This window comes from Comamonas terrae, from assembly GCF_001544075.1.
Classification (GTDB): domain Bacteria; phylum Pseudomonadota; class Gammaproteobacteria; order Burkholderiales; family Burkholderiaceae_C; genus Comamonas; species Comamonas terrae.
Genome location: NZ_BCNT01000006.1, coordinates 206,353 through 231,832, shown reverse-complemented (window position 1 = coordinate 231,832; position 25,480 = coordinate 206,353). Strand labels below are relative to the sequence as shown.

27 protein-coding genes are annotated in these 25,480 nt (G+C 67.1%); 11 read left to right on the top strand and 16 right to left on the bottom strand.

The features are described 5' to 3' along the window. Positions 1 to 21 precede the first annotated feature (21 nt). The 8 genes from kynU to Cte04_RS11330 all read right to left on the bottom strand — a co-directional run bounded on the left by kynU (position 22) and on the right by Cte04_RS11330 (position 8,270). Complete coding sequence (gene kynU, locus Cte04_RS11365; protein WP_066476894.1) at positions 22 to 1,326, bottom strand: kynureninase; 1,305 nt, start codon at positions 1,324 to 1,326, stop codon at positions 22 to 24. 209 nt (positions 1,327 to 1,535) lie between these two features. Next, positions 1,536 to 2,168 (bottom strand): arylformamidase, encoded by a 633-nt coding sequence (gene kynB, locus Cte04_RS11360; protein ID WP_066476890.1) that lies wholly within the window; start codon positions 2,166 to 2,168, stop codon positions 1,536 to 1,538. Between the two features lie 4 nt (positions 2,169 to 2,172). After that, positions 2,173 to 3,540: an amino acid permease gene (locus tag Cte04_RS11355; protein ID WP_066477158.1), complete on the bottom strand. Its 1,368-nt coding sequence runs from the start codon at positions 3,538 to 3,540 to the stop codon at positions 2,173 to 2,175. 115 nt (positions 3,541 to 3,655) lie between these two features. Then, positions 3,656 to 4,450, bottom strand: coding sequence for an AraC family transcriptional regulator (locus Cte04_RS11350; protein ID WP_066476888.1), 795 nt, complete (start codon positions 4,448 to 4,450; stop codon positions 3,656 to 3,658). Between the two features lie 26 nt (positions 4,451 to 4,476). Then, positions 4,477 to 5,121, bottom strand: coding sequence for a LysE family translocator (locus Cte04_RS11345; RefSeq protein ID WP_066476885.1), 645 nt, complete (start codon positions 5,119 to 5,121; stop codon positions 4,477 to 4,479). Between the two features lie 100 nt (positions 5,122 to 5,221). After that, positions 5,222 to 5,599 carry a RidA family protein gene (locus Cte04_RS11340; protein ID WP_066476883.1) on the bottom strand — a complete coding sequence of 126 codons (378 nt, stop codon included), beginning with the start codon at positions 5,597 to 5,599 and terminating at the stop codon, positions 5,222 to 5,224. An 8-nt stretch (positions 5,600 to 5,607) separates the two neighbouring features. Further along, a complete protein-coding gene (locus Cte04_RS11335; protein ID WP_066476880.1) occupies positions 5,608 to 6,834 on the bottom strand; it encodes an amino acid aminotransferase in 1,227 nt (408 codons plus the stop codon). Between the two features lie 35 nt (positions 6,835 to 6,869). After that, a complete protein-coding gene (locus tag Cte04_RS11330) occupies positions 6,870 to 8,270 on the bottom strand; it encodes an amino acid permease (RefSeq protein ID WP_066477150.1) in 1,401 nt (466 codons plus the stop codon). Positions 8,271 to 8,403: 133 nt separating this feature from the next. On the opposite strand from Cte04_RS11330, the gene Cte04_RS11325 reads away from it, so the two are divergent. After that, the gene (locus Cte04_RS11325) at positions 8,404 to 8,871 is read left to right on the top strand and encodes an Lrp/AsnC family transcriptional regulator (RefSeq protein WP_066476877.1); all 468 of its coding nucleotides are present in this window, start codon (positions 8,404 to 8,406) and stop codon (positions 8,869 to 8,871) included. Positions 8,872 to 9,038: 167 nt separating this feature from the next. Here the strand turns inward: Cte04_RS11325 and Cte04_RS11320 are convergent, their stop codons facing one another. After that, entirely contained in the window at positions 9,039 to 9,359 is a 321-nt protein-coding gene (locus tag Cte04_RS11320) for a YkgJ family cysteine cluster protein (protein WP_066476867.1), read from the bottom strand. A 255-nt stretch (positions 9,360 to 9,614) separates the two neighbouring features. On the opposite strand from Cte04_RS11320, the gene Cte04_RS11315 reads away from it, so the two are divergent. From Cte04_RS11315 to Cte04_RS11305, 3 genes are read left to right on the top strand one after another with little or no spacing between them, the layout of a single operon-like run. Beyond that, positions 9,615 to 9,983, top strand: a complete 369-nt coding sequence (locus Cte04_RS11315) for a FeoA family protein (RefSeq protein ID WP_066476864.1) — start codon at positions 9,615 to 9,617, stop codon at positions 9,981 to 9,983. After that, positions 9,980 to 11,950: a ferrous iron transporter B gene (gene feoB / locus Cte04_RS11310; protein WP_066476861.1), complete on the top strand. Its 1,971-nt coding sequence runs from the start codon at positions 9,980 to 9,982 to the stop codon at positions 11,948 to 11,950. The genes Cte04_RS11315 and feoB overlap by 4 nt, the downstream gene beginning before the upstream one ends. An 11-nt stretch (positions 11,951 to 11,961) precedes the next feature. Continuing rightward, a complete protein-coding gene (locus Cte04_RS11305) occupies positions 11,962 to 12,156 on the top strand; it encodes a hypothetical protein (protein ID WP_066476854.1) in 195 nt (64 codons plus the stop codon). 145 nt (positions 12,157 to 12,301) lie between these two features. Here the strand turns inward: Cte04_RS11305 and Cte04_RS11300 are convergent, their stop codons facing one another. From Cte04_RS11300 to Cte04_RS11285, 4 genes are all read right to left on the bottom strand, one after another. Beyond that, the gene (locus tag Cte04_RS11300; protein ID WP_066476850.1) at positions 12,302 to 12,661 is read right to left on the bottom strand and encodes a YkgJ family cysteine cluster protein; all 360 of its coding nucleotides are present in this window, start codon (positions 12,659 to 12,661) and stop codon (positions 12,302 to 12,304) included. Positions 12,662 to 12,784: 123 nt separating this feature from the next. Then, positions 12,785 to 13,003 (bottom strand): hypothetical protein, encoded by a 219-nt coding sequence (locus Cte04_RS11295; RefSeq protein ID WP_066476846.1) that lies wholly within the window; start codon positions 13,001 to 13,003, stop codon positions 12,785 to 12,787. Between the two features lie 39 nt (positions 13,004 to 13,042). Further along, entirely contained in the window at positions 13,043 to 13,966 is a 924-nt protein-coding gene (gene argF, locus Cte04_RS11290; protein WP_174522915.1) for an ornithine carbamoyltransferase, read from the bottom strand. Between the two features lie 20 nt (positions 13,967 to 13,986). After that, entirely contained in the window at positions 13,987 to 15,183 is a 1,197-nt protein-coding gene (locus Cte04_RS11285; RefSeq protein ID WP_066476843.1) for an aspartate aminotransferase family protein, read from the bottom strand. 268 nt (positions 15,184 to 15,451) lie between these two features. On the opposite strand from Cte04_RS11285, the gene Cte04_RS11280 reads away from it, so the two are divergent. After that, positions 15,452 to 15,766: a DUF3579 domain-containing protein gene (locus Cte04_RS11280; RefSeq protein ID WP_066476837.1), complete on the top strand. Its 315-nt coding sequence runs from the start codon at positions 15,452 to 15,454 to the stop codon at positions 15,764 to 15,766. Positions 15,767 to 16,091: 325 nt separating this feature from the next. On the opposite strand, the gene rpsT is transcribed toward Cte04_RS11280, so the two are convergent. Continuing rightward, entirely contained in the window at positions 16,092 to 16,385 is a 294-nt protein-coding gene (rpsT, locus tag Cte04_RS11275; RefSeq protein ID WP_066476834.1) for a 30S ribosomal protein S20, read from the bottom strand. A gap of 245 nt (positions 16,386 to 16,630) precedes the next feature. Here rpsT and murJ point away from each other — a divergent pair, with 245 nt between their 5' ends. Both murJ and Cte04_RS11265 read left to right on the top strand, forming a co-directional pair. After that, positions 16,631 to 18,196 (top strand): murein biosynthesis integral membrane protein MurJ, encoded by a 1,566-nt coding sequence (gene murJ, locus Cte04_RS11270; protein ID WP_066476830.1) that lies wholly within the window; start codon positions 16,631 to 16,633, stop codon positions 18,194 to 18,196. 94 nt (positions 18,197 to 18,290) lie between these two features. Then, the gene (locus Cte04_RS11265; RefSeq protein ID WP_066476826.1) at positions 18,291 to 19,139 is read left to right on the top strand and encodes a SirB1 family protein; all 849 of its coding nucleotides are present in this window, start codon (positions 18,291 to 18,293) and stop codon (positions 19,137 to 19,139) included. Between the two features lie 12 nt (positions 19,140 to 19,151). On the opposite strand, the gene Cte04_RS11260 is transcribed toward Cte04_RS11265, so the two are convergent. Beyond that, positions 19,152 to 20,231 carry an AI-2E family transporter gene (locus tag Cte04_RS11260; protein WP_066476820.1) on the bottom strand — a complete coding sequence of 360 codons (1,080 nt, stop codon included), beginning with the start codon at positions 20,229 to 20,231 and terminating at the stop codon, positions 19,152 to 19,154. 17 nt (positions 20,232 to 20,248) lie between these two features. Continuing rightward, on the bottom strand, positions 20,249 to 21,301 hold the full coding sequence (gene purM, locus Cte04_RS11255) for a phosphoribosylformylglycinamidine cyclo-ligase (RefSeq protein ID WP_066476819.1): 1,053 nt from the start codon (positions 21,299 to 21,301) through the stop codon (positions 20,249 to 20,251). A 397-nt stretch (positions 21,302 to 21,698) separates the two neighbouring features. On the opposite strand from purM, the gene hda reads away from it, so the two are divergent. From hda to folK, 4 genes are all read left to right on the top strand, one after another. Further along, entirely contained in the window at positions 21,699 to 22,397 is a 699-nt protein-coding gene (gene hda, locus Cte04_RS11250) for a DnaA regulatory inactivator Hda (protein ID WP_281178773.1), read from the top strand. A 144-nt stretch (positions 22,398 to 22,541) separates the two neighbouring features. Next, the gene (locus tag Cte04_RS11245) at positions 22,542 to 23,246 is read left to right on the top strand and encodes a histidinol-phosphatase (protein WP_066476813.1); all 705 of its coding nucleotides are present in this window, start codon (positions 22,542 to 22,544) and stop codon (positions 23,244 to 23,246) included. Beyond that, a complete protein-coding gene (gene pcnB, locus Cte04_RS11240) occupies positions 23,243 to 24,868 on the top strand; it encodes a polynucleotide adenylyltransferase PcnB (RefSeq protein ID WP_066476811.1) in 1,626 nt (541 codons plus the stop codon). The genes Cte04_RS11245 and pcnB overlap by 4 nt, the downstream gene beginning before the upstream one ends. A gap of 4 nt (positions 24,869 to 24,872) precedes the next feature. Beyond that, positions 24,873 to 25,379: a 2-amino-4-hydroxy-6-hydroxymethyldihydropteridine diphosphokinase gene (folK, locus tag Cte04_RS11235; protein ID WP_066476806.1), complete on the top strand. Its 507-nt coding sequence runs from the start codon at positions 24,873 to 24,875 to the stop codon at positions 25,377 to 25,379. Positions 25,380 to 25,480 lie beyond the last annotated feature (101 nt).

The window sequence follows — 25,480 nt, the reverse complement described above, 5'->3', positions numbered from 1 at the left end:
CCGCATGAGCGGCTCAGGGGGTTAAGTCACCGCGTTGAGGGTGTTGAACCCGGGCTGCTGCCATTCGCCCGACTCCAATACCTGGCGCAGGTGCTCGACGGCGTGCCACACGTCCTCGAAGCCCACGTACAGCGGCGTGAAGCCGAAGCGCAGGATGTCCTTGTGGCGTCCCGTGCCGTCGCCCTTGCGGAAGTCGCCGATCACGCCGCGGGCGATCAGCGCCTGCACGATGGCGTAGGCACCGCTGTCCTTGCCTTCCACGCCCAGGCCTTCCTCGCGGGTGAGGCAGACCTGGGAGCCGCGCGCCGCATGCTCGCGCGGCGTGGCCAGGCCCAGTCCGTGGCCCTGGCAGCGCTCTTCCACGAGGCGGATGAACAGGTCGGTCAGGGCCAGCGACTTGGCGCGCAGCGCCGCCATGCCGCCGAACCGCTCGGCTTCGGTATAGATGTCCAGGCCGCACTGCAGCACGCTCATGCTGACCATGGGCTGGGTGCCGCACAGATAGCGCTGTATGCCCTGGGCCGGGTGGTAGTCGGGCACGAACTTGAAGGGCTCGGCGTGGCCGAACCAGCCCGACAGCGGCTGCCAGAAACGGTTGATCAGCCGCGGATGCGCCCAGACGAAGGCCGGCGCGCCGGGGCCGCCGTTGAGGTACTTGTAGCTGCAGCCCACGGCGAAGTCGGCGTCGGCGCCCTTGAGGTCCACGGGCACGGCGCCCGCGCTGTGGCACAGGTCCCAGACGCACAGAATGCCCCTGGCGTGGGCGGCGGCCGTGACGGCGGCCATATCGTGCATGGCGCCCGTGCGGTAGTTCACATGGGTGAGCATGGAGATGGCCACGTCGTCCTGCAGTGCGCCGGCGATCTCTTCGGGCTCCAGCAGCACCAGCTCCAGGCCGTATTCCTGGCAGACGGACTGGGCGATGTAGAGGTCGGTGGGGAAGTTGCTGCGCTCGCTGATGAGTTTTGTGCGCGCCGGGGCGTCTTCGCGGGCGATGCGCGCCGCGGCCGTGAGCACCTTGTAGAGGTTGATGGAGGTGGTGTCGGTGAACACCACTTCGCCCGCGCCCGCGCCTATCCAGGGCGCGAACTGGTCGCCCAGGCGCTCGGGCAGGGTGATCCAGCCGGCCTTGTTCCAGGAGGTGATCAGGCCCTGGCCCCATTCCTGCTGCACGACCTCGGCCACGCGGGCCGCCGCGGCCCTGGGCTGGGCGCCCAGCGAATTGCCGTCCAGGTAGATCACGCCCTGGGGAAGCGCAAAGCGTTCGCGCAGCGGGCGCAGCGCATCCTGTGCATCCAGGGCCTGGCAATCTTGCAAAGTGGTCATCGAAATTCCTTTTTGATAGCTGCCAGCGCTTGATGGACAAGCACTACAGCCGGTTTACTCTTGATTTCTACAATGTTTGCCGAGGCAATTGTGCTTGGACAAAGCATGGTGCAAGCCAGGGATGCCGAGCAAGAGCCGTCTCGCAGCGGGGCCGCCCAGGCGAAGGCATCGTCCCCTCCCGCGAAGCGAGGGGGAAGGTGCGTGGCACCTCAGGGGATGCTTCTCAAGACGGCCCGGACCGGGGACGCATCGGCCTCGGTGAGCTTGAGCGGCAGCGCGATCAGCTCGTATTCCCCCTCGGCCACTTCGTCGAGCACCAGGTTCTCCAGCACGCGCAGGCCGCGCGCGCGGATCACCATGTGGCTGTCCAAGGTCTTGCTCGTGGCCGGGTCGATGCTGGCCGTGTCGATGCCGATCAGCTGCACGCCCCGGTCGGCGAGCCGGGCCACCGTCTCGGGCGCGTAGGCGGCAAGATCCGGGTCCCAGCTGGTGGGGGCTTTCTCGTAGGTGCGCACCAGCACGCGCGCGGGCAGGTCGGCGGTGATGGCGTGTTCTATATGGCGCCACTCGATCAGCGGGCCGCAGCCCATGGCATGGATGACGCGGCAGGGGCCGAGGAAGGCGTCGAGATCGACATGGCCTATGCTGGCGCCGCCCGCGTCATAGTGCAGCGGCGCGTCGGCATGCGCGCCCACATGGGGCGATAGCGTGATCGCGCTCACGTTCACCGGGCAGCCCGGGCCTATGGTGGCGCACCACTGCTGCGAGTACGGCGTGTCGCCCGGGAACACCGGGGCCTGGGGATGGATGGCGGGGGAGATGTCCCAGATCTGGCGTGGCATGGCCTTATTTCCTCCGGTACCAGAAAGCATAGATCAGCATCAGCAGCACCAGGAACGGCACGCCGACCAGCACGGTGGTGTGGAATTCCCGGGTGAAGTAGGTGGTCACGATGACGCCCAGCATCAGCACGGCGCCCAGCAGCGTGAAGACCGGAAAGCCCCACATGCGGAACTGCAGCCGCTCGCCCGGATGTTCGCGCTGCCAGCGCGGGCGGAAAAACAAATGGGTGACGAAGACCATGAACCAGGCGAACATGGCGCCGAACATGGCGATCGACATCATCAGCTCCAGCGACTGCTCGGGTTTGAGCACATTGAAGACCATGGCCACGGCCATGCCCAGGCAGGACACGGCGATCGCGCCCAGCGGCACGCCGCTCTTGCTCAGGCGGCCCAGGCCGGACGGCGCATAGCCGCCGCGCGAGAGGCTGAACATCATGCGCGAGGTGACGTAGAGCTGGCTGTTCATGGCCGACAGCGAAGCCACCAGCACCACGAAGTTGAGCACGCCGGCCGCCCCGGGAATGCGCAGGATCTCCATCACCTTGACGAACGGGCTCTTGTCGGTGCCCGCCTGGTTCCAGGGCACGATGGCCAGCATGATGGCCAGCGACAGCAGGTAGAACAGCACCAGGCGCAGCACGGTGGAGCGAAAGGCCGAGGTCACGGCTCGCTGCGGGTGCTCGGCCTCGCCGGCAGCGATGGCGATGGCCTCCAGGCTCAGGTAGCTGAAGATGGCCACGATCACGCCCACCCAGGTGCCCCACCAGCCGTTGGGAAAGAAGCCGCCGCCCACCGTGTAGTTGGCAAAGCCAATACCCTCGGTGCGTGCGCCGGACAGCACATAGGCGCCGATCAGGATGAAGGCCACGATGGCCACCACCTTGACCATGGAGAACACATACTCGACCTGGCCGAAGGCCTTGACGCTGGTGGCATTGACGGCCGCCAGGGCCAGCGAGAACAGCAGCACCCAGACCCACTGCGGCACATCGGGGAACCAGTAGCGCATATAGAGGCCCACGGCCGTGACCTCCATGCCCACGGCCAGCACCACGGCGGCCCAGTAGGCGTAGCGCACCAGGAAGCCGGCCAGCGGGCCGAGGTAGTGCTCGGCATACGCGCCGAACGAGCCCGAGGTGGGATGGGCCACGGTCATCTCGGCCAGGCAGCCCATCAGCAGCAGGCCGATCAGCGCGCCGATGGCGTAGCTGATGAGCACGCTGGGGCCGGCCACGCCGATGGCGAAGGCGCTGCCCATGAACAGCCCCGTGCCGATGGCGCCGCCGATGGCGATCATCGCCATCTGGGCGGAGTTGAGCTGCTGGCGCAGGCCGGTTTCTCGTTGCTGTATGTCTTGAAAGGCGGCCATGGTGCGCTGCAGATCGGTGTGAAAGCGAAAGGCGTAAGTATCGGCGCTTTCGGCTCCATGCAACCGGCTCGGCCGTTCAGTTGCCGCCGCCAAGATAAGGCGGCCTAAGGACGGCCTAAGGGCGGTCGCCTCTTGCATAGCAGCCCGGCGTGAGCGCATGGTGGGCCTTGAAGGCGCGCTGCAGATGGGCCTGGTCGGCAAAGCCCATGGCGTGGGCGGCCTCGGCCAGCGCTGCGCCCGCGGCCAGCAGGCGACGTGCGCCGTTGATGCGCAGGTTCAGGCGATAGCTGCCGGGCGTCATGCCCGTGGCGGCCTTGAAGCGGCGGATGAAGCGCGTGGCGCTCATGCCGCACTCCTGGGCCAGGGACTGCACGGTCAGGCCTGCGCCGGGCTCCGCATGCAGCCGGTGCAAGGCGGACTGCAGCTCCGGGCCGGTGCAGTGCAAAGGTGTGGCGGAAGGCTGGGCGCAGCGGGCCATCAGCTGATCCAGGCCCTGGGCCAGCCGCTGCGCGGCGGCGGGGCCGTCGACGGGGCGGCACAGGCCGTCCACCAGCCGGGCGGTCTGCGCATCGTCCGGCGTGCGCCGTGCAAAGCGCAGCGCGGCCACGCCCAGCCGGGCATGCAGCCAGTCGGCGTCGACGAACAGCATGCGGTAGGCCCAGGGTGCGCCGGGTTCGGGGTTGCAGGCATGCCAGGCGCCCGGCTCGATCAGCACCACGCCGCCAGCCGTCACGGGCTGGGGACCCTGGGCATGGTGGAACACGGTACGCCCCGCGTCCACGATGCCGATCGAATACTCGGCATGCATGTGCAGCCGAAAGCAATGCGGCGAAGCTGCGCTGTCGCGCAGCTCGGCCCAGGGCGCGGCCGGGTGGCGGTGAAAGCGGTGTGGCGAGGCTGAGACTGTCATGGGACGAGGGCGGCAAGAAGCGGTCATCATGCCAGCATGGCGGCCACGCTGGCCACCAGCAGCAGGGCCAGCAGGCGGTGGAACAGCCGCTGGCGGCGCGGCGTGGTCAGCTGGCTCGACAGGGCCTGGCCCAGCAGCGCCCAGCTGCCGACCCCCACCAGGCAGGCCAGCAGCGACATGGCGCAGAACTGCAGCAGCGCCAGGGCCGCATCGGCCTGCGGCAGCACGAACAGGCCGACGCCGGCCAGCGCCACCAGCCAGGCCTTGGGATTGAGCGTCTGCACGGCCGCGCCCTGCAGCAGCAGCCGCAGCGTGCGGGATGCCGGGCTTTCCCGATGTTGCCGGCTTTCCCCGGGGGATACATCGCCGGATGCCGTTTCTGCCGCTTCGGCAGGCGCCCGCGCCAGCCGCCAGGCCAGCCACAGCAGATAGGCCGCGCACAGCCATTCGGCGGCGGTGGACAGCCGGGGAAGCGCCTGCATCAGCCATTGGGCGCTCTGGCCCATGGCCCAGACCACGGCGGCATAGCTGGCGCTGGCGCCCAGTACATAGAAGGCGCAGGCCCGACGGGAGCGGGCCGCGCCATGGCGCAGGGCCAGCACGTTGACGGGGCCGGGCGTGATGGCGCCGACCAGGGTGAAGATGCCCATGGCAAGCAGGGAAGAGGACATGAGAGGTCGCGCGGACGCGGAACTGCAAAGGGCTGCAGTCTCGCGCCGCGCGCCTGTCCTGTATTGAACGCAATTGCGCGGCGGGCCGGGTCGCGCAGGATCAGGGCAGCATGGCGTAGGCCACGATCTCGATTTTCATGCCGGGCACCACGAGGCCGGCCACGCCCATGCTGGAGCGGTTGGGGTAGGGGGCCTCGAAGAACTCCCGGTAGACGGCGTCAATGGCCGGCATGTCGGCCACCTCGGTCATGTAGATCAGCACCTGGGTCACGTCGGCCAGCGTGCCGCCCGCGGCCTCGACGGCCCGGCGCAGGTTGGCAAAGGTCAGGCGCGCCTGCTCCTCGACGGGGCCGGTGTGGATGCTGCCGTCCTCGCGCACCGGGCCGTGGGCCGTGAACAGCATGCTGCCGCTGGCCTTGACGGCCCAGGAGAACGGCTGCCGCAGGGGCGGCAGGCCTATGTCTATGACTTGCTTCATGGCGGGCCTCAACCCAGCACGTGGGCGATGGCGTCGGCCACATGCTGCACATTGGCCCGGGACAGGCCCGACATGCACATGCGGCCCGAGCGGATCAGGTAGACGCCGTGCTCCACGCGCAGGCGGTGGACCTGGGGCTCGGTGATGCCGGTGTAGCTGAACATGCCGCGCTGGGTCAGCAGGAAACCGAAGTCGCGCCGCTCGCCGAAGCGCTCGTGCAGCGCGTGGTGCAGCCGGGCGCGCATGTCCTTGATGCGGCCGCGCATCTCGGCCAGCTCGCCGGCCCACTGCGCGCTGAGTTCAGGCGACTGCAGCACCTGCTGCACCAGGCGCGCGCCCTGGGTGGGCGGCGACGAGTAGTTGCGGCGCACCGTGGCCTTGAGCTGGCCCAGCACGTTGGCGGCCGTGGTGGCGTCGTTGCAGACCACGCTCAGGCCGCCCACGCGCTCGCCGTACAGCGAGAAATTCTTGGAAAAGGAGTTGGCCACGAAGGCCTGGGCACCGGCTTCGGCCAGGGCGCGCACGGACCAGGCGTCTTCGTCCAGGCCGTCGCCGAAGCCCTGGTAGGCCATGTCCACGAACGGGATCAGGCCCCGCTCCACGATCACGGGGATCAGCTGCTGCCACTGCTCGCGGGACAGGTCCACGCCCGTGGGGTTGTGGCAGCTGGCATGCAGCAGCACCACGCTGCCCGAGGGAATGCCGCGCAGCGTGTCCATCATCGCGTCGAAGCGCAGGCCGCCCGTGGCCGCGTCGTAGTAGGGGTAGCTGTGCGTGCGCAGGCCCGCGCCCTCGAAGATGGCGAGGTGGTTCTCCCAGGTCGGGTCGCTGAGCCAGATCTCGGCGTCGGGGAAGTAGCGCTTGATGAAGTCCGCGCCCACCTTGAGCGCACCCGAGCCGCCCAGCGACTGGATGGTGGCGATGCGCTGCGCGCGCACGGCCTCGTGGTCGGCGCCGAACACCAGGTCCTGCACCAGCTGGCGGTAGGGGGCGATGCCCTCGATGGGCAGATAGCCGCAGGGGACGGCGTTCTGGCTCAGCGCCTGGGCGGCCTGGCGCACGCAGTCCAGCACCGGCAGGCGGCCCTGCTCGTCGAAGTACAGGCCGATGCTCAGGCTGACCTTGTCGGCGCGCGCATCCTGCTGGAAGGCCTCCATCAGCGAAAGGATGGGGTCGCCCGGGTAGGGCGGAACATGGGCAAAGACGGAAGAAGAGGAAGGGGTCATGGTGGTCATGGGTTACAAATGGAAATCGGGTTGCGGACTGCCTCTCAGGCCTTGGCCGAGGCGGCCGCGGGTGCGGTTGCCGCTGGCTTGCGGTACCACAGCGCATAGGCGGCGGCGAGCAGCAGCAGGAAGGGCACGCCGGTCAGCAGCGTGAGGCGGAACACGTCGGTGAACAGCGTGGACACCAGGGCCGCCAGCATGAGGCCGGCGCCCAGCAGCGTCAGCCATGGAAAGCCCCACATGCGGAAGGTCAGCGGCGCGGCGCCCTGGCGCGCACGGCGGGTGCGGAAGAACAGATGGGTCACGAAAATCATGAACCAGGTGAACATGGCGCCGAACATGGACACGGCCATCATCAGCATGAAGGACTGCTCGGGGTTGACGATGTTGAACAGCGTGGCCACGGCAATGCCAAGGCACGACAGCAGCAGCGCCGGCAGGGGCACGCCGCGCGCATTGACCCGGCCCAGCACGGCGGGCGCGTGGCCGGCGCGCGAGAGGCTGAACATCATGCGCGTGGTGATGTAGAGCTGGCTGTTCATGGCCGACAGCGCGGCCACCAGCACCACGAAGTTGATCACGCTGGCGGCGCCCGGAATGCCGATGATCTCCATCACCTTCACGAAGGGGCTGCCTTGCTTGCCGGCCGTGGCCCAGGGCACGATGGCCAGCATCAGCGCAATGGTGGCCAGGTAGAACACCACCAGGCGCACCATGGTCGAGCGGAAGGCGCTGGTGATGGCGCGCTGGGGATCCCTGGCCTCGCCGGCGGCCACGGCGATCATCTCTATGCTCAGGTAGCTGAAGATGGCGATGATCACGCCCACCCAGGTGCCCCAGGGGCCGTTGGGAAAGAAGCCGCCGTTGTTGACGTAGTTGGCGAAGCCCACGCCCGCGGGCCGGGTGCCGAAGACCACCCATGCGCCGATCAGGATGAAGGCCACGATGGCGATGATCTTGACCAGGGAGAAGCTGTACTCCACGGCGCCGAAGGCCTTGACGCTCATCATGTTCACGCCGATCAGCAGGGCCGAGAACAGCACCACCCAGGTCCAGCGCGGAACCTCGGGGAACCAGTAGCCCATGTACAGGCCGATGGCCGTCACCTCCGTGCCCACGGCCAGCACCACGGCGGCCCAGTAGGCGTAGCGCACGAGAAAGCCGGCAACCGGCGCAATGTAGTGCTCGGCATAGGCGCCGAAGGAGCCCGAGGTGGGATGGGCCACGGTCATCTCGGCCAGGCATCCCATCAGCAGCAGCGAGATCAGCGCGCCCACGGCATAGCTGATGAGCACGCTGGGGCCGGCAAAGCCGATGGCGAAGCCGCTGCCCAGGAACAGGCCGGTGCCGACGGCGCCGCCGATGGCGATCATGGTCATCTGTCCCGCGGACAGCTGTTGCTTGAGTCCAGACTCTCTCTGGACGATTTCCTCAAAGGCCGGCATGGATGTCTCCGTCATGGTTTTGGCTTGGAGAGCGCATGCTAGGGGCCGCGTGGAGGAGTGATTTAATGGTTATCCATAAATCGGGTCAAAATTGGATAATCAATCCAATAAAAATTCAAAGAAACATATTTATATGCAAGAGAAGCTCGACAAGACCGACCGCATGCTGGTTCGGGCGCTGCAGGAGAACGCACGGCTGACCTCGGGCGAGCTGGCGCAGCGGGTCAACCTGTCGCAGTCGCCCTCCTGGCGGCGCATCAAGCACCTGGAGGACGAGGGCGTGATCACCGGCTACCACGCGGCGCTGAACCGGCGCGCCCTGGGCTTCGGCGTGCTGGCTTTCGTGATGGTGGCCATCGATCACCAGAACGAGGAATCGTCGCGCATCTTCGAGGAGGCCGTCTGTGCGATTCCCGAGGTGGTCATGTTCCACGGCATCTCGGGCCCCGAGGACTTTCTGCTGGTCGTCGTGGCGCGCGATCTCGACGACTACTCCGACCTGCTGCAGCGCAAGCTGCACCGCCTGCCGGGCGTGCGCCAGGTGCACACGCATTTCTCGCTGCAGGAATTCAAGGGGCAACTGGCGGGGCTGCCTGTTTGAATGCGCGCCCTGAGCGGCTGCACCGCTCGCCCTCCCGCTTCGCGCAAGGGGGCATCCGGGCAGCCGGCGACACCTCGGTGCGGGGCGGCGGGGCCGCCTAGTTCCTTCCTTGGGGTCCCTGGCCTTGGTGCATGCTGGTTTCAGGTGCGGGCAGGGCGCGCTGCGTGCTACAGCAGGCCGCTTTCCAGCGGCGGCATGCCATGGCGCTGGCGCACGCGGTTGCAGGCATCCGAGCCCGCAGCGAACTCGCGGCAGGGCGAGGGGCGCCATTCATAGATGCCGCAGTGCGCCTTCTCGCCCACCTTGCCCACCAGGGCCGCGCAGCGCGGGCGGGCCCAGTCGGTGCCGCGCATGCGGCAGGTGTGGTCCGTGACTTCCTCGATCAGCCCGGCAGGCACGCGCCCGCCATGCTCCTGGGATTCGTGCACGGAAAAGTCCACGCGGAACGAGGCGCAGCAGGCGCCGCAGGTCAGGCAGGGATGGGTCATGGAGGAGGGCGGCGGGGCAGAGTGGGCGAGCGATTTTGCGCGTGGCTGCGCAAGCTGGCGCGGCGGCTGCGGCAAGCCCGAGTGCGCCGCCCGGAAACCGCCCCCGCCCCCGCAAGTGCATGGCCGTGGAGGCAAGCGGAGGCTGGCACGTGGCGCCGATTTGCCCGGCTCGCAGCCGCCGGCGACAACGATGCGGAGTGGGGCACTCGGGCATCCGGATCATAATGAGAATAAAAATCAATAAAATGCACAGCCATGAGTATTCTGCAGTCCACGGCCCCTGGCAGCGCGGCACCCGTCAATCTCTCGGAGTGCGCCGCTGAATCGTCCCCGCTTCAGGCGCAAGCCGCACCGGCCGCAGCCGCGGCCACGGTCAGCCTCGACACGCTGGCGCGCCATGTGCCGGCCCGCGTGGTCGATCTGGCTCCCGCCAGCAATGTCGAGGAGCAGGAGCTGATGCTGCGGCTCATGGAGATCGGCTTTTTGCCCGGCGAGCGCGTGCGCATCGTGGCCACGGGCTTTCCGGGGCCGGATCCGCTGGCCGTGCGCGTGGGCGAAGCCACGTTCGCGCTGCGCCGCCATGAAGCATCCAAGGTGCTGGTGGCCGTGGAGGGCCGGGCATGAACGCGCGCGAGAATCCCGTGGCCGGCGCGGTGGCGCAGCCCATTGCCATCCAGCCCGTGGCCCAGGCCGCTTCGGGAGGCAGCCAGGCGGCGCTGCGTGCGGCCCTGCTGGGCAACCCCAACTGCGGCAAGACGGCGCTGTTCAACCTTTTGACCGGCGCGCGCCAGAAGGTGGCCAACTACGCCGGCGTGACGGTGGAGCGCAAGGAAGGCTGGCTGACCACGCCGGGCAAGCGCCGCGTGCGCCTGCTGGACCTGCCGGGCACCTACAGCCTGCATGCACACAGCGAGGACGAGCGCATCACGCGGGACATCGTCAGCGGCCTGCATGCGCGCGAGGCGCCGCCCGAGCTGCTGATCAGCGTCACCGATGCCACCCACCTGCGCCTGAACCTGCGCCTCGTGCTGGAAGCGCGTGCGCTAGGCCTGCCCATGGTGCTGGTGCTCAACATGAGCGACATGGCGCGCCGCCAGGGTATCGTCGTGGACCGCGAAAAGCTCAGCCAGGCGCTGGGCGTGCCCGTGGTGGAAAGCGTAGGCGTGCGCCAGGACGGCGGCAAGGAGCTGCTGGCCTGGCTGGACAGCGACGAGGCGCGCAACCTGCAGGCACCGCCCGTGGACGAGCGCTGGAAGCCCAAGGCCGGCCAGAGCGCCAAGGAGCAGCTGCTGGCGCTGCACCAGCAGGTGGCCGATATCATGCGCATCGCCGTGCAGGAGCCGCAGACGGACACCCAGCGCGACGACCGCATCGATGCCGTGGTGCTGCACCCTGTGTGGGGCACGCTGCTGCTGATCGTCACCCTGTTCCTGATGTTCCAGGCCGTGTTCAGCTGGGCCCAGCCCGTGATGGACGGCATCGAGGGCGCGGTGGGCAGCTTCGGGGGCTGGGTGAAGGACGCCATGCCCGAGGGCATGCTGCGCAGCCTGCTGGCCGACGGCGTGATCGCCGGCACGGGCGCCGTGCTGGTCTTTCTGCCGCAGATCCTGGTCCTGTTCTTCTTCATCCTGGTGCTGGAGGATTCGGGCTACCTGCCGCGCGCAGCCTTCCTGCTGGACCGCATCATGGGCACGGTGGGCCTGTCGGGCCGCTCCTTCATCCCGCTGCTGTCGAGCTTTGCCTGCGCCGTGCCCGGCATCATGGCCACGCGCTCCATCAGCAGCTGGCGCGACCGCCTCCTGACCATCATGATCGCGCCGCTGATGACCTGCTCGGCCCGCCTGCCGGTGTATGCGCTGCTGATCGGTGCCTTCATCCCGGAAAAGACCGTGGCCGGCCTTTTCAACCTGCAGGGCCTGGTGCTGTTCGGCCTGTACATCGGCGGCATTCTCAGCGCCATGGCCGTGGCCTGGGTGGCCAAGCTGGCACGCACGAACAAGGCCCGCACGCCGCTGATGATGGAGCTGCCCGCCTACCGCTGGCCCAGCCCGCGCAGCCTGGCGCTGGGGCTGTATGAGCGCGCCATGATCTTCCTGCGCCGCGTGGGCGGCATCATCCTGACGGTGAGCATCGTGCTGTGGTTCCTGGCCAGCTACCCGGCCGCGCCCGAAGGCGTGACCGAGGCGGCCATCCGCTACAGCTTCGCGGGCCAGATCGGCCGCTGGCTCGAGGTGGTGCTGGCGCCCATCGGCTTCAACTGGCAGATCGCCATCGCCCTGGTGCCCGGCATGGCCGCGCGCGAGGTGGCCGTGGGCGCCCTGGGCACGGTGTATGCGCTGTCCGCCTCGGGCGACGACGCCATGGCCCAGCAGCTGGGCCCGCTGATCGCGCACAGCTGGTCGCTGGCCACGGCGCTGTCGCTGCTGGTGTGGTTCGTGTTCGCACCCCAGTGCATTTCCACGCTGGCCATGGTCAAGCGCGAGACCAATGGCTGGCGCTATCCGCTGATCATGGCCGGCTACCTGTTCGCGCTGGCCTACCTGGCGGCCTTCGTCACCTATCGCGTGGCCCTGGCGCTGGGCTGGGGCTGAGGAGAATCACCATGTGGCAAAACATCATCGTCGCCCTGATCGTGGCCGTGGCTGCGGCTTCGCTGGTCTGGCGCTACCTGCCGGCCGGCTGGCGCCGCAAGGCCGGCCGATTGCATCCCTCGCTGGCGCCAGGCGAGGGCGGCGGCTCCTGCGGCGGCTGCAGCGCCTGCGGCGGCGACAGCTGCTCGGATACGCGCAAGCGCTGAAGAGAATCGAGGCGCTTCCAAATCCATAGCTTCCTGCGCTGGACGATTCTGCATTTCAAACCATCAATGTGTTGAAATGTAGAGCCGGACGGTGCAGGAAGCTTTTGTTTTTGTAGCGACTCGAGGAAGAAGCGGGCTGCCGGACTCAGGCCGCTTCCTGCCACTGCGCCACTTCCTCCTCCGACAGCTGGGGCAGCCCGAACTTGGCGCGCGTGTCATGGCAGCCGTAGGAGGCGAAGGGGAAGTCGCGGCAGGGGCGCGAGCGCTGCTCGTAGATGCCGCATCCCACGCAGCCTTCGCCCAGATGCGGCAGGTCGGTCAACGCCACGCAGCGCACGGGATGCTGCTGCGTGCCGTTCATGCGTGCGCGGTTGCCATTGACCTCATGGGCCATGGAGTCGGGCACGGTGCCGCCCATGGATTGCAGCTCGTAGATGGAAAACTCGACGCGGTAGTTCTGGCAGCAGACGCCGCAGCGCAGGCAGGGGTGTACGGATTCGGACATGGAAGTTTCTCGGATTCGGGGTCATCGACGACGGGCCGCCTTCCTCGGGAGAAGGCGGCCTGCTGGCAGGAGGTGATGAAGACGGCTTTGCGGCGGGCGGCAAAGCGGTCGCTGAACCGGGCGCTAGGTATGGCCCTGGAGAAACTTCAGATAGAAGGTGTGGATGCGCACATAAAGCGCGCGGACCCGGGCCGCGAAGCGCTTGCGTGGCCCGAAGGCGGACGGCACGCGCCAGTGGCGTGCGATATGGGGCTGGCGCAAGGCATGGGCCCCGAACGCAAACACCGCCTGCGGGCGCGCGGCCTGCAGGCGGTGTGTGGTCGTGGTGTGGCTCGGGTGCATGGTGCGGGTATGGATGCTTCCGAGCCTGTGCGTGGCCGATCAGCCGGGCTGGCGGCCCAGCAGCAGGTACTCCATGAGTGCCTTTTGCACATGCATCCTGTTTTCCGCCTCATCCCATACCACGGATTGTGGGCCGTCGATGACTTCGGCTTCCACTTCCTCGCCGCGGTGGGCGGGCAGGCAGTGCATGAACAGCGCGTCGCCCTGGGCGGCGGCCATCATCTCGGCATCCACGCACCAGTCGGCAAAGGCCTTGCGGCGCTCCTCGTTCTCGGCCTCGTAGCCCATGCTGGTCCACACGTCGGTGGTGACCAGGTCGGCGCCCTTGCAGGCTTCGAGCGGATCGGCGAAGACCTTGTAGCAGCCGGCGCGCGGCGTCTTGCCGCCGAAGGCCAGCTTCTCGTCCACTTCATAGCCGCTGGGCGTGGACAGGTGCACGGTGAAGCCCAGCAGGTCGGCAGCCTGCAGCCAGGTATTGGCCATGTTGTTGCCGTCGCCCACCCAGGCGACGACCTTGCCCGCGATCGAGCCGCGGTGCTCGATGAAGGTGAAGATGTCGGCCAGGATCTGGCAGGGGTGGAATTCGTTGGTCAGGCCGTTGATGACGGGCACGCGCGAATGGGCCGCGAAGCGCTCGATCTTTTCCTGGCCGAAGGTGCGGATCATCACCAGGTCGGTCATGCGGCTGATGACGCGCGCGCTGTCCTCGATGGGCTCGGCGCGGCCCAGCTGGCTGTCGCCCGTGGTCAGGTGCACCACCGAGCCGCCGAGCTGGTACATGCCGGCCTCGAAGCTCACGCGCGTGCGGGTGCTGGCCTTCTCGAAGATCATGGCCAGCGTGCGGTCAACCAGAGTGTGGTGCTTTTCGTAGCCCTTGAACTTCTTCTTGATCAGGGCTGCGCGCTCCAGCAGATAGGCGTACTCGTCGGCGGTGAAATCGGAAAACTGCAGGTAATGCTTGATGGAGGACATGGGCCCGCCTTTCATTCGGACAGGAATTGCTGGACCAGTGGCTTGAGTTTGGCAACGACTTCGTCGGCCTCGGCCTCGGTCATGACGAGCGGCGGCACCAGGCGCACCACGGTGTCGGCCGTCACGGAGAACAGCAGGCCGGCTTCGGCGCCGCGGGTGAGCAGCACGCCGCAGGGCTTGGCCAGCTCGATGCCGATGATCAGGCCCTCGCCGCGCACTTCCACGACGCCGGGGAGGGTGCCCAGTTCCTGCTGCAGCCTGGCCTTCAGGTGGGAGCCGACCTTGGTGGTGTGCGCCAGCAGGCCGTCTTCCTCCATGATGCGGATGGTTTCGATGCCGGCGCGCATGGACAGCGGGTTGCCGCCGAAGGTCGTGCCGTGGTTGCCGGGCTTGAACACCTCGGCCGCCTTGCCCTTGGCCAGCAGCGCGCCCACGGGCACGCCCGAGCCCAGGCCCTTGGCCAGGGACATGATGTCAGGCACGATGCCGGCCCACTGGTGGGCGAACCACTTGCCGGTGCGGCCCATGCCGGACTGCACCTCGTCGAGGATCATCAGCCAGCCCTTGGCGTCGCACAGCGCGCGCACCTGCTGCATGTATTCGGCGCGCATGGGGTGCAGGCCGCCTTCGCCCTGGATGGGCTCCATCATCACGCCCACGATGTTGGGATTGCCTTCGGTGGCCTGCTTCAGCGCCTCGATGTCGTTGGCCGGGATGCGCACAAAGCCCTCGAGCAACGGGCCGAAGCCTTCGCGCACCTTGGGGTTGGCCGTGGCGCTCATGGTGCCCAGCGAGCGGCCGTGGAAGGCGTGGTCATAGACCACGATCACGGGGTTGGCGATGCCCTTGTCCACGCCGTACTTGCGCGCCAGCTTGATGGCGGCCTCGTTGGCCTCCAGGCCGGTGCTGCAGAAGAAGGCCTTGTCCATCCGGGCGCGCTCGGTCAGCAGCCGGGCCAGTATTTCCTGGCCGGGCACATGGTAGTAGTTGGAGCAGTGGATGAGCTTGGCCACCTGTTCCTGGATGGCGGGCACGAACTTGGGATGGTTGTGGCCCAGCGTGTTGACCGCAATGCCGCCCAGCGCGTCGAGGTACTCCTTGCCGTTGATGTCCCACAGGCGGCAACCCTGGCCTCGCTCCAGAGCGATGGGAACGCGGCCGTAGGTGGTCATCACATGGGGTTCGGCAACCTCGATATGAGCGGTCATTGCAAAAATCTCCTCAGCAGGGCGGTCAGTGGTGCGGGTGGCACCGTAAAAATGCGAGGCCTGATTCTAGATGCCGCGGATAACCCCAACATTGCGCTTTGCGCATCGCAGCCATGCAATGAGCCTACGCCCGACTGGGATGCCGGCCGGACCCGGGCGCTGGCTCTTATACAAGAGCTAGAATGCTCCATGGGCATATCGGTGGAGACCCCACCCCAATTCACCCTCGTTTTCTGGTGGAGCCCCGGATCTTTTTGGCGCATATTTGATGGTTACCCCCTCCAGCAAAGAATTGTTCATTCTGGGCATGACCCATTCCGGCAAGACCTTCAGACCCAGCGACTGGGCCGAGCGACTGGCCGGCGTCATGAGCCAGTTCCGACCCGGAGGGGCTTGCCAGGGCAGCCACCTGAGTTATTCGCCCTGGTGCGTGCCTACGGTGATGAACGGCGTCAAGTGCGTGGTGGTCAACCGGGATCTGCGCGACTACGAGCCCATGGCCTGGGACTTCTGCCTGAACTTCGCCAAGGACAATGACCTGCAGGTCGCCGAAGCCTGCCTGCTGCCCGACGAAAAAGCCTGACCCCCAGGCTTTTTGCTTTTTTGAAGAGAACAAGAGCGCACAAGGGTGCGTTTTTTTGTGCCCCGATGGGTCGGGGTGCCGCCCGTGGACCCTGAACCGGTTCGCCCTCCAGGCCGGGAGGGGCCAGGCAAGAGCCGCCTTGGGCGAGGGTATCGTCCCCCGTTGTACATCATTCCCTTTGGTGCGGTGTGCAGCTCTTCAGGGATTTCCGTCCACAAAAAAACCGCCCGAAGGCGGCTTTGATGTTTGCTGGCAGCGCACCCGTTACAAACGGCAGATGGCTGTGATGGAAATCCCGGCCATCCGTGCTTGATGGTTGCCGGTATTAAGCGGCGAGAGCCAGGGCCTTGACCTTGGCGGACAGGCGGCTCTTGTCGCGAGCAGCCTTGTTCTTGTGGAAGATGCCCTTGTCGGCGATCGCGTCGATCACGGACTGAGCCTTGGCAAACAGCTCGGTAGCCTTTGCCTTGTCGCCGGCCACGACGGCCTTCTCGACGTTCTTGACAGCGGTGCGGTACTTGGAACGCAGCGAGGTGTTCGCAGCGTTCAGCTTGATGTTCTGGCGGGCGCGCTTGCGGCCCGATGCCAGGCGGGGGTTCTTCTTGGCTTTGGTTGCCATGGTATGTTTTCCTTTGTGTCTGAGGATGATGCCAGCAAACTGGAGATTATAGCACCCCCTGAGCCGCTGCGCGGCCTCCCCCTCTCTCGCTGCGCGGGAGGGGGACGACGCCTTTGCTGCGAGGCGGCTCTTGCTCGGCGTCCCTGGCCTGGGTCGCGCCCAGGTAGGGAGGCTGTGGTTGCTACAGAGTGCAAAGCCGGCGGATCGGCAAGCGGCCAGCCCGGCAAGCGCATACACTTCGCTGCGTGTCACTGTTCAAAGCCGCCTCCACCGTATCCCTGCTGACGCTGGCCTCCCGCATTTCGGGCCTGCTGCGCGATCTGCTCATGGCCTCCATCTTCGGGGCCAGCGCCCTGACCGACGCCTTCAATGTCGCGTTCCGGATTCCCAACCTGTTCCGGCGCCTGTTTGCCGAAGGCGCATTCAGCCAGGCTTTCGTGCCGGTGCTGGCGGCCAGCAAGACCCAGGATGGCGAGGAGGCCACGCGCCACCTCATCAGCCATGTGGCCACCATCCTGTTCTGGGCGCTGATCGTGGTTTGCGTGCTGGGCGTGATCGGTGCGCCGCTGCTGGTGTGGCTGCTGGCCAGCGGCCTGCGCCAGGCGCCCGAGGGCTACCAGGCCGCCGTGGTCATGACCCGCTGGATGTTCCCCTATATCGGCTTCATGTCGCTGGTGGCGCTGTCGGCCGGCATTCTCAATACCTGGAGGAGATTCGTGGTGCCAGCCGCCACGCCGGTGCTGCTGAACCTGAGCATGATTGCGGCGGCCGTCCTGGTGGCGCCCTGGTTCGGGCGCCAGGGCATCGAGCCCATCTATGCCATGGCCGGCGGCGTGATGCTGGGCGGCGTGCTGCAGCTGGCCGTGCAGGTGCCGGCATTGCTGCGCATGGGGCTGATGCCGCATATCGGCTTTTCGGCTGCGGCCATCCGCGAGGCCTGGAACGAAGCCGGGGTGCGCCGCATCCTGTCGCTCATGGCTCCGGCCCTGCTGGGCGTGGGCGTGGCCCAGGTGTCGCTGATGATCAACACGCAGATCGCCTCCTATCTGGCGACCGGCAGCGTGACCTGGCTGTTCTATGCCGACCGGCTGATGGAGTTCCCCACCTCGCTGCTGGGTGTGGCCCTGGGCGTGGTGCTCACGCCGCAGCTGGCATCGGCCCGGGCGGCCGGCGATGCCGAGCGCTACTCCAACATGCTGGACTGGGGATTGCGCCTGGTGTTCCTGATGGCCGTGCCCTGCGCCGTGGGGCTGCTGACCTTTGCCACGCCGCTGGTGGCCACGCTGTTCCACCGCGGCGCGCTGCATGACAGCGACGTGGGCCAGATCGCCCTGGCCCTGATCGGCTACGGTGTCGGCCTGGTCGGTCTCGTGGCCATCAAGGTGCTGGCACCCGGCTACTACGCGAGCCAGGATATCCGCACGCCGGTCAAGATCGCCATTGCCGTGCTGGCCATCACCCAGCTGCTCAACCTGGTGTTCGTGCCCTGGCTGGCCCATACCGGGCTGGCCTTGTCCATCGGGCTGGGCGCCCTGGTCAATGCGGGCTGGCTACTGCTGGGCCTGCTGCGCCGCGGCGTGTACCAGCCGCAGCCGGGCTGGGGCAAGCTCGCGCTGCAGGTGGTGGCGGCCAGCGCCTTGCTGGCCGTGCTGCTGCTGTGGGGCAGCCAGCACTTCGACTGGATCGGGCTGCGTGCCCACAGCCTGGAGCGGGCGGGCCTGCTGCTGGCGCTGATGGCCGCCGCGGCCGTGGTGTACTTTGGCGCGCTGCGCATCGGCGGCCTGAATCTGCGCCAGCTGCTGCGGCGCTGAGATTATGAAAAAGTGAGCATGTTGCACTGATAAACAGTGCATATTGGGGGTATTTCGCTTGCAGTTCAGTGCGCATGGGCTTACAAAGCGGCCTATGAGTTGGACCCTTGACGAGCACCCCACCGCGCTGCAGTATTTTGCCTCCCTGGTTCAAAGCGACAGCGATTTCGCGCTGATGGAGGCGGCCATCAGCATCGGCCAGGATGCCGAACCCGATCTGGACCTGCAGGCCGTGATGGCGGACATCGACCGCCTGCAGGTGCGCCTGGCCCAACGGCTGGCCGGTGAGACCGACCCGCTGCAGTGCCTGGGCGCACTCACCAAGTTCTTCTATGGCGAACTGGGCTTCGCCGGCAACCTCAACAACTACTACGATCCGGGCAACAGCTACATCCACCAGGTGCTGCGCACGCGCCGCGGCATTCCCATCAGCGTGGCCCTGTTGTGGCTGGAGCTGGCGCGCGGCCTGGAGCTGCCGGCCGACGGCATCAGCTTTCCGGGCCATTTCATGGTCAAGGTGCTGCTGCCCCAGGGGCAGGTGGTGATGGACCCGCTCACCGGCGAATCGCTTTCTGCCAACGGCCTGGCCGAGCGGCTCCAGCCTTTTCTGGACCAGGCCGGCGTCACGCCCGAGGAGGCTGCGCCACTGGGGCTGTACCTGCAGGCCGCGAAGCCGCGCGACATCATGGAACGCATGCTACGCAACCTGCAGGAAATCCATCTGGCCCAGCGCGACTGGCCCATGCTGGTGGCCGTGCTCAACCGCCTGCTGATCCTCAGGCCCGAGGTCCGCGAGAATTACCGCGACCGGGGCCTGGCCTATGCGGAATGGGGTGTCACGGAGCGAGCGCTAGCAGATCTTGAGCACTATCTGCAGGATTTGCAAGGATCTGAAGCTGCATATATCGAAAAGACCATAGCTCGCCTGCGCAAGGTGCTATGAAAACGGCTGCCCTCAGACCAGCTGAACGGCTTCCAGCTCTTTCTTGAGATAGGCGTAGAACAGCGGCGCGGCAACCAGGCCGGCCGGGCCGAACACCGATTCGGCCACGAACATGACGGTCAGCAGCTCCCAGACGCCCATATGGGTGCGCTGGCCCACGACCTTGGCGTTGATCACGTACTCGGCCTTGTGGATCAGGATCAGAAAGCCCAGGCAGGCCGCCGACGCCACGGGCGAGACCGACAGCCCCACCAGCGTGAGCACGGAATTGCACAGCAGGTTGCCGACGATGGGAATCAGGCCCGCGAAGAAGGTCAGCGTGATGAGCGCCGGCGTGTAGGGCAGCTCCAGATTCCAGATGGGCAGCACCAGCAGCAGGAAGACGGCCGTGAGCAGCGTGTTGAAGAGGGCAATCCAGAACTGCGCCGCGACGATCTGCCGGAAGGCCTCGCCGAAATGCGCGATGCGCTGGTTCAGCGCCGCAATCAGCGGCGGCCGGCGCCGGGCGATGGGGCGGACGGCTGCCAGTGCGCCCACGATCAGGCCCACATAGGCGTACAGCAGGCCGGTCAGCCAGGCGCGGCCTGCGTGGGCCAGCATGCCGGCCTTGGTGGCCAGGTAGTTGGCCAGCATGTGCTGGATCTCCTGGGCGCCGTCGGGCAGCTGGTCGGCAATGTCGGCGGGCAGCTTGTCGCGCAGCTCCAGAACCGTGCGGGCCAGGTAGTCCAGCAGCTCCTTGTATTGCTGCGGCGCCTCGGTGATGTAGGAGCGCGTATGGGTCAGGGCGCCGCTGAGCAGGGCCAGCGGCGCGAGGATGACGATGGTGGTGGCCACCACCTGCGCCCAGCGCGGCAGCGTGCCCCTGCTGCGTGCCTGGGGGCTGATGCGGGCCAGCAGCCGCGCCAGGGCTCGTGTGAGCAGAAAGCCCACGCACACGCACAGCAGCCCGGGCAGCAGGCCCTGCAGCATCACCAGCAGCAGCGCCGCCCCCATCAGCAGATAGCTGGCCAGAACGACCTTGGAGGACGGCTCCGGCAGCGGACTCGCCGCCGGGGCAGGATGGGGCAGGGGCGCGGGAAGGTGCTGCGGCATGCGCGGACGGGCCGGGTTTAACGGACTTCGACGCTCTGGCCGGCGCCGCGCTCGGCGATCTGGCCGATGGTGTAGACCGTCTCGCCCAGCTCGCGCAGCGTGGCGGCCGTGGCTTCGGCTTCTTCGGTGGCAACCACCACCACCATGCCGATGCCGTTGTTGAAGGTGCGGTTCATCTCGATGTCGTCGATGCCGGCGGTCTTCTGCAGCCAGGCGAACAGCTCGGTCTGGGGCCAGCTGCCGGCCTTCAGGTGGGCCGCCGTGCCTTCGGGCAGCACGCGGGGAATGTTCTCCAGCAGGCCGCCGCCGGTGATGTGGGCCAGCGCCTTGATCGGATGCTTGGCCAGGGCGGCCAGCACGTTCTTCACATACAGCCGCGTGGGCTCCATGATGGCGGCCTTGAAGGGCTTGCCGTCCAGCGTCTGGGGCACGGTGCCCTGGGCCTCGGCGCGCTCGATGCACTTGCGCACCAGCGAGAAGCCGTTGGAATGCACGCCGTGCGAGGCCAGGCCCAGCACCACGTCGCCGGGCTTGACGTTCTGGCCCGTCAGGATCTTGGACTTCTCGACCGCGCCCACGGCAAAGCCTGCCAGGTCATATTCGCCGTCGGGATACATGCCGGGCATTTCGGCGGTTTCGCCGCCGATCAGCGCGCAGCCGGACAGTTCGCAGCCCCTGGCAATGCCGCCCACCACGGCAGCGGCCGTATCCACATGCAGCTTGCCGCAGGCGAAGTAGTCCAGGAAGAACAGGGGTTCGGCGCCTTGCACCAGCACGTCGTTTACGCTCATGGCCACCAGGTCGATGCCCACGGTGTCGTGCATGTTCCACTCGAAGGCCAGCTTGAGCTTGGTGCCCACGCCGTCGGTACCGGAAACCAGCACGGGCTCCTGGTAGCGCTTGGGTACTTCGAACAGGGCGCCGAAACCGCCGATGCCTGCCATCACGCCTTCGCGCAGGGTTTTCTTGGCCAGAGGCTTGATGCGTTCGACCAGGGCGTCGCCGGCGTCGATGTCAACACCTGCGTCTTTGTAGGAAATGGGGGTAGAGGAGGAAGCGGAAGAGCTCATCGATGAATCCGGTGCGGGTGTGCCCGAGGGTGGGCGAGAACCCCGGGATTCTACGGCGAGCGCCCGCGGCCTGCGCGGGCGGCCATCTGGCTTGAAGGTTTTTTGCGGCGTTGCTGTCCCGTGGCTGCAGGCCCGTTTTTTTCCGTCAAAGGCTGTCGTTGCAGGCAAAACGGCGGCTTCCCTCCAGCACCGTGCGGCGCAGACTAAAATCAGGCGTTTGCTATCGTGCCGCCGCCGCGGCTGAGATTTCAGCACCAGCCTGCCTTCACCCGTTTCTCTCACCATTGATGCTGCTGACGACTCTTTTGCCAGACTCTGCTGCATGGGCCTTGGAGCGTGCTCACGACGCGGGCGCGCTCTTGGGGCCGGGAAAGGGGGCGCTGCGCGTATGTCGCAGATGAAGCAGCTGGCCCTGGATATCAGCATGGCGTCGAGTCCGACGCTGTCGCGTTTCTTCGTCGGTCCCAATGCCGCGGTGATAGACCACCTGCGCCACTGGGTGGGCGACGGCAGGCTGCAGCAGGCCCGCACGCCAGTGCCCACTTACCTGTGGGGGGAGTCGGGGTCGGGAAAGACCCATCTGCTCAAGGCCGTGCGCGAGGCGCTGCGCGAGCAGGGAGCGATGGTCGGATGGATGGATGCGAACACGCTGTTCCCGCCGCCGTTCGACGAGCGCTGGGCCGCCGTGCTCATGGACGATGTGGACATCTACACGCCCTTGCAGCAGGCGCGCGCCTTCAACTGGTTCGTCAACGCCACCAGCCCTGCGACCGGTTCGCCGCGCTGGGTGCTGGGCGCGGGCCAGTTGCCGGTGGCGGACCTGAAGCTGCGCGAAGACCTGCGGACCCGCCTGGGCTGGGGCCATGTGTATCAGCTGCAGCTGCTGGACGAGTCGGCGCGCCGTGCCGTGCTCAGGCAGGAGGCCGATGCCCGCGGCGTCTTCCTGAGCGATGAAGTGATGGATTACATGCTCAGGCGCTTTTCGCGCGACCTGGGCTCTTTGATGCAGCTGCTGGACATGCTGGACGGTTTTGCCTTGCGTAACAAGCGTGCCATCACCATCCCGCTGCTCAAGACCATGCTGGAGACCGAGTGAAGCCGTGCAGGCCTGGCCTGCGCGGGCGGCACCGGAGCCGGCTTTTGTTTGTAGGACTTACGCATAGGAGTGAACCGGAGGCTGGGATCCGCAGGCCATTGCCCTGCTTCAGCCTGTTGTGCGCAAGTCGTGTTTTGGAGCCACATGTCGACCCAATCCGTACCGCAGTCCAAGCTCAGGCTGGCACTGTTTGACCTGGACCATACCTTGCTGCCCCTGGACTCCGATTACGAGTGGGGGCAGTTCACCTCGCGCATCGGCTGGACGGACCCCGTGGAGTTCGGGCGCCGCAACGACGAATTCTTCGCCCACTACCAGGCCGGCACGCTGGATGTGCACGACTATGTGCGCTTTGCCACCGAAGCCTTCTGCCAGCGCGGCGCGAGCGAGGCCGATGCCGCCCACGAGCGCTTCATGCGCGAGGTGATCCTGCCGGCCATCACGCCCCAGGCCCGCGCGCTGCTCAAGGCCCACCAGGATGCCGGCGATACCATCGTCATCGTCACGGCCACCAATGAATTCGTGACACGCCCGATTGCCCGGGCGCTGGGCGTCGAGGAGCTGATTGCCGTGGAACTGGTGCGCAATGCCCAGGGCTGGTATACCGGCGAGATCAAGGGCCAGCCCAGCATGCGCGAAGGCAAGGTGGTGCGCGTGCTGCAATGGCTGGAGCACAGGGGCCTGGACTGGGCCGATGTCGAAGCCACTTTCTACAGTGACTCGTGGAACGATGTACCGCTGCTGGAGCGGGTCGATCATCCCGTGGCCACCAACCCCGATGCGCGCCTGCGCGCCCTGGCCCAGGAGCGCGGCTGGCGCATCGTGGATCTATTTACCGAAGCACCATGATCAAGACCATTATCGACAAGCTGCTGGGCAAGGCCCCGGCTGCACCCCGTTCGCGCAAGCCGCGCTTTGGCAAGCGCGAGGAGGTGCCGGTGCAGGTGCACGGCATCGATCCCCAGCTCGTGGACCGCCGCGCCGTGGACGTGGTGCAGACGCTCAAGAGCGCCGGCTACGAGGCCTACATCGTGGGTGGCGCCGTGCGCGACCTGCTGCTGGGCCTGCGTCCCAAGGACTTCGATGTGGCGACGAACGCCACGCCCGAGCAGGTCAAGAGCCTGTTCCGGCGCGCCTTCATCATCGGCAAGCGCTTCCGCATCGTGCACGTGGTCTATGGCCGCGGCCGCGAGAACGAAGTCATCGAGGTTTCCACCTTCCGCGCCTTTCTGGACAACAGCCAGGCCGAGGCCGTCAGCGGCAACGAGCGCACCAGCAAGGCGCAGCTGGCCAGCATGAAGCATGCGGTGGATGCCAGCGGCCGCGTGCTGCGCGACAACGTCTGGGGGCCGCAGGACCAGGACGCCACGCGCCGCGACTTCACCATCAACGCCATGTACTACGACCCCGAGACGCAGATCGTGGTCGACTACCACAACGGCATTGCCGACGCGCAAAAGCGCGTGCTGCGCATGATCGGGGATCCGGCCACGCGCTACCGCGAGGACCCGGTGCGCATCATCCGTGCCGTGCGCTTTGCCGCCAAGCTTTCGGGCAAGGGCTTCAAGCTCGAGCCCAAGTCGGCCAAGCCGCTGGTGGAATGCGAGCCGCTGCTGGCCGACGTTCCGCAAAGCCGCCTGTTCGACGAAATGCTCAAGCTGCTGCAGACCGGCCACGCGCTGGCATCGGTGGCGCAGCTGAAGGCGCTGGGCCTGTCGCGCGGCATCTATCCGTTGCTGGACGTGGTGATGGAGCGCGCCGGCCACCCGTTCGTACAGGCCGCGCTGACCGACACGGATCGCCGCGTGGGCGAAGGCAAGCCCGTGGCGCCCAGCTTCCTGCTGGCCTGCGTGCTGTGGCAGGATGTGAAGACCGGTTGGGAGAAAAAGCTGGCCCAGCGCATGCATCCCTTCCCGGCCCTGCAGGAAGCCATTGACGAGGTCTTCGATGCGCGCATCGGCGACGTGTCGGGCCGCGGCAAGCTCGCGGCCGACATGCGCGAGATCTGGGTCATGCAGCCGCGCTTCGACAAGCGCACGGGAGCCACGCCGTTTTCCATGGTGGCCCAGCCGCGCTTTCGTGCGGGCTTCGACTTCATGCGCCTGCGCGCCGACATCGGCGAGGTCGATGAAAGCCTGGCCAGCTGGTGGCAGGAGTTCCAGCAGGCCGACGACGGACGCCGCGAAGACCTGATTGCCCAGGCGCGCGACGAGCAGCGCGCGCGCCAGCGTGCCCAGCAGCAGTCCGAGCCCAAGGTGCACCGCGTGGCCAGGAGCCGTGCCGGCCGGGAAGGCGTGACGCCGCTGCAAAGCCCGCAGGAGGCCGAGGACGGCAGCCTGCTGGATCAGGCTGCCGCGGCCACCCATGACGGAACGATGTCCGATGGCGGCACTCCGAAGAAGCGGCGCCGCCGTCGTCGCAAGCCGGGCGGAGGCGGTGCGCAGGCTGATTCCTCCTCGTCCGTCTCCTGACGCCATGGCTGCCGATTTGCAGGAAGAAGCGCAGCTGGCCTGGATCGGGCTGGGTGCCAATCTCGGGGACGCGAGGAATGCGCTGTGCACCGCGGTGCGCAGCATCGCGGCCTTGCCGCAAACGCGTGTGCTGCAGCTTTCCTCGCTGTACCGCAGTGCGCCGGTGGATGCGGGCGGCCCCGACTATTTCAATGCCGTGGCCGTTGCCGCCACCCGGCTGGCGGCGCTGGAGCTGCTCGATGCGCTGCAGGCCATCGAGCTGGCGGCCGGCAGGGAGCGCCCTTACCGCAACGCGCCGCGCACGCTGGATCTGGATCTGCTGCGCTTTGGCGATCTGCAGATGCAGAGCGAGCGCCTGACGCTGCCGCACCCGCGGATGCTGGAGCGCGCCTTTGTGCTGCATCCCATGGCCGAGCTGCCGGGCGCCGGTGTGACGGCTGCGCAGCTGGCCTCGGTGGCGGACCAGCGCATCGAGGCGGTCGCGGCGCCCGGAGACTGGTACCGGCTCTGAGGCCTGCCGGGCTGCATGCAGCGGCCATCCATTAAGTTAACTTTCAGGTGGAAGCAGCAACATGGCGAAACATGTTGCTTTTTCATACTGAGGTTTGCCTG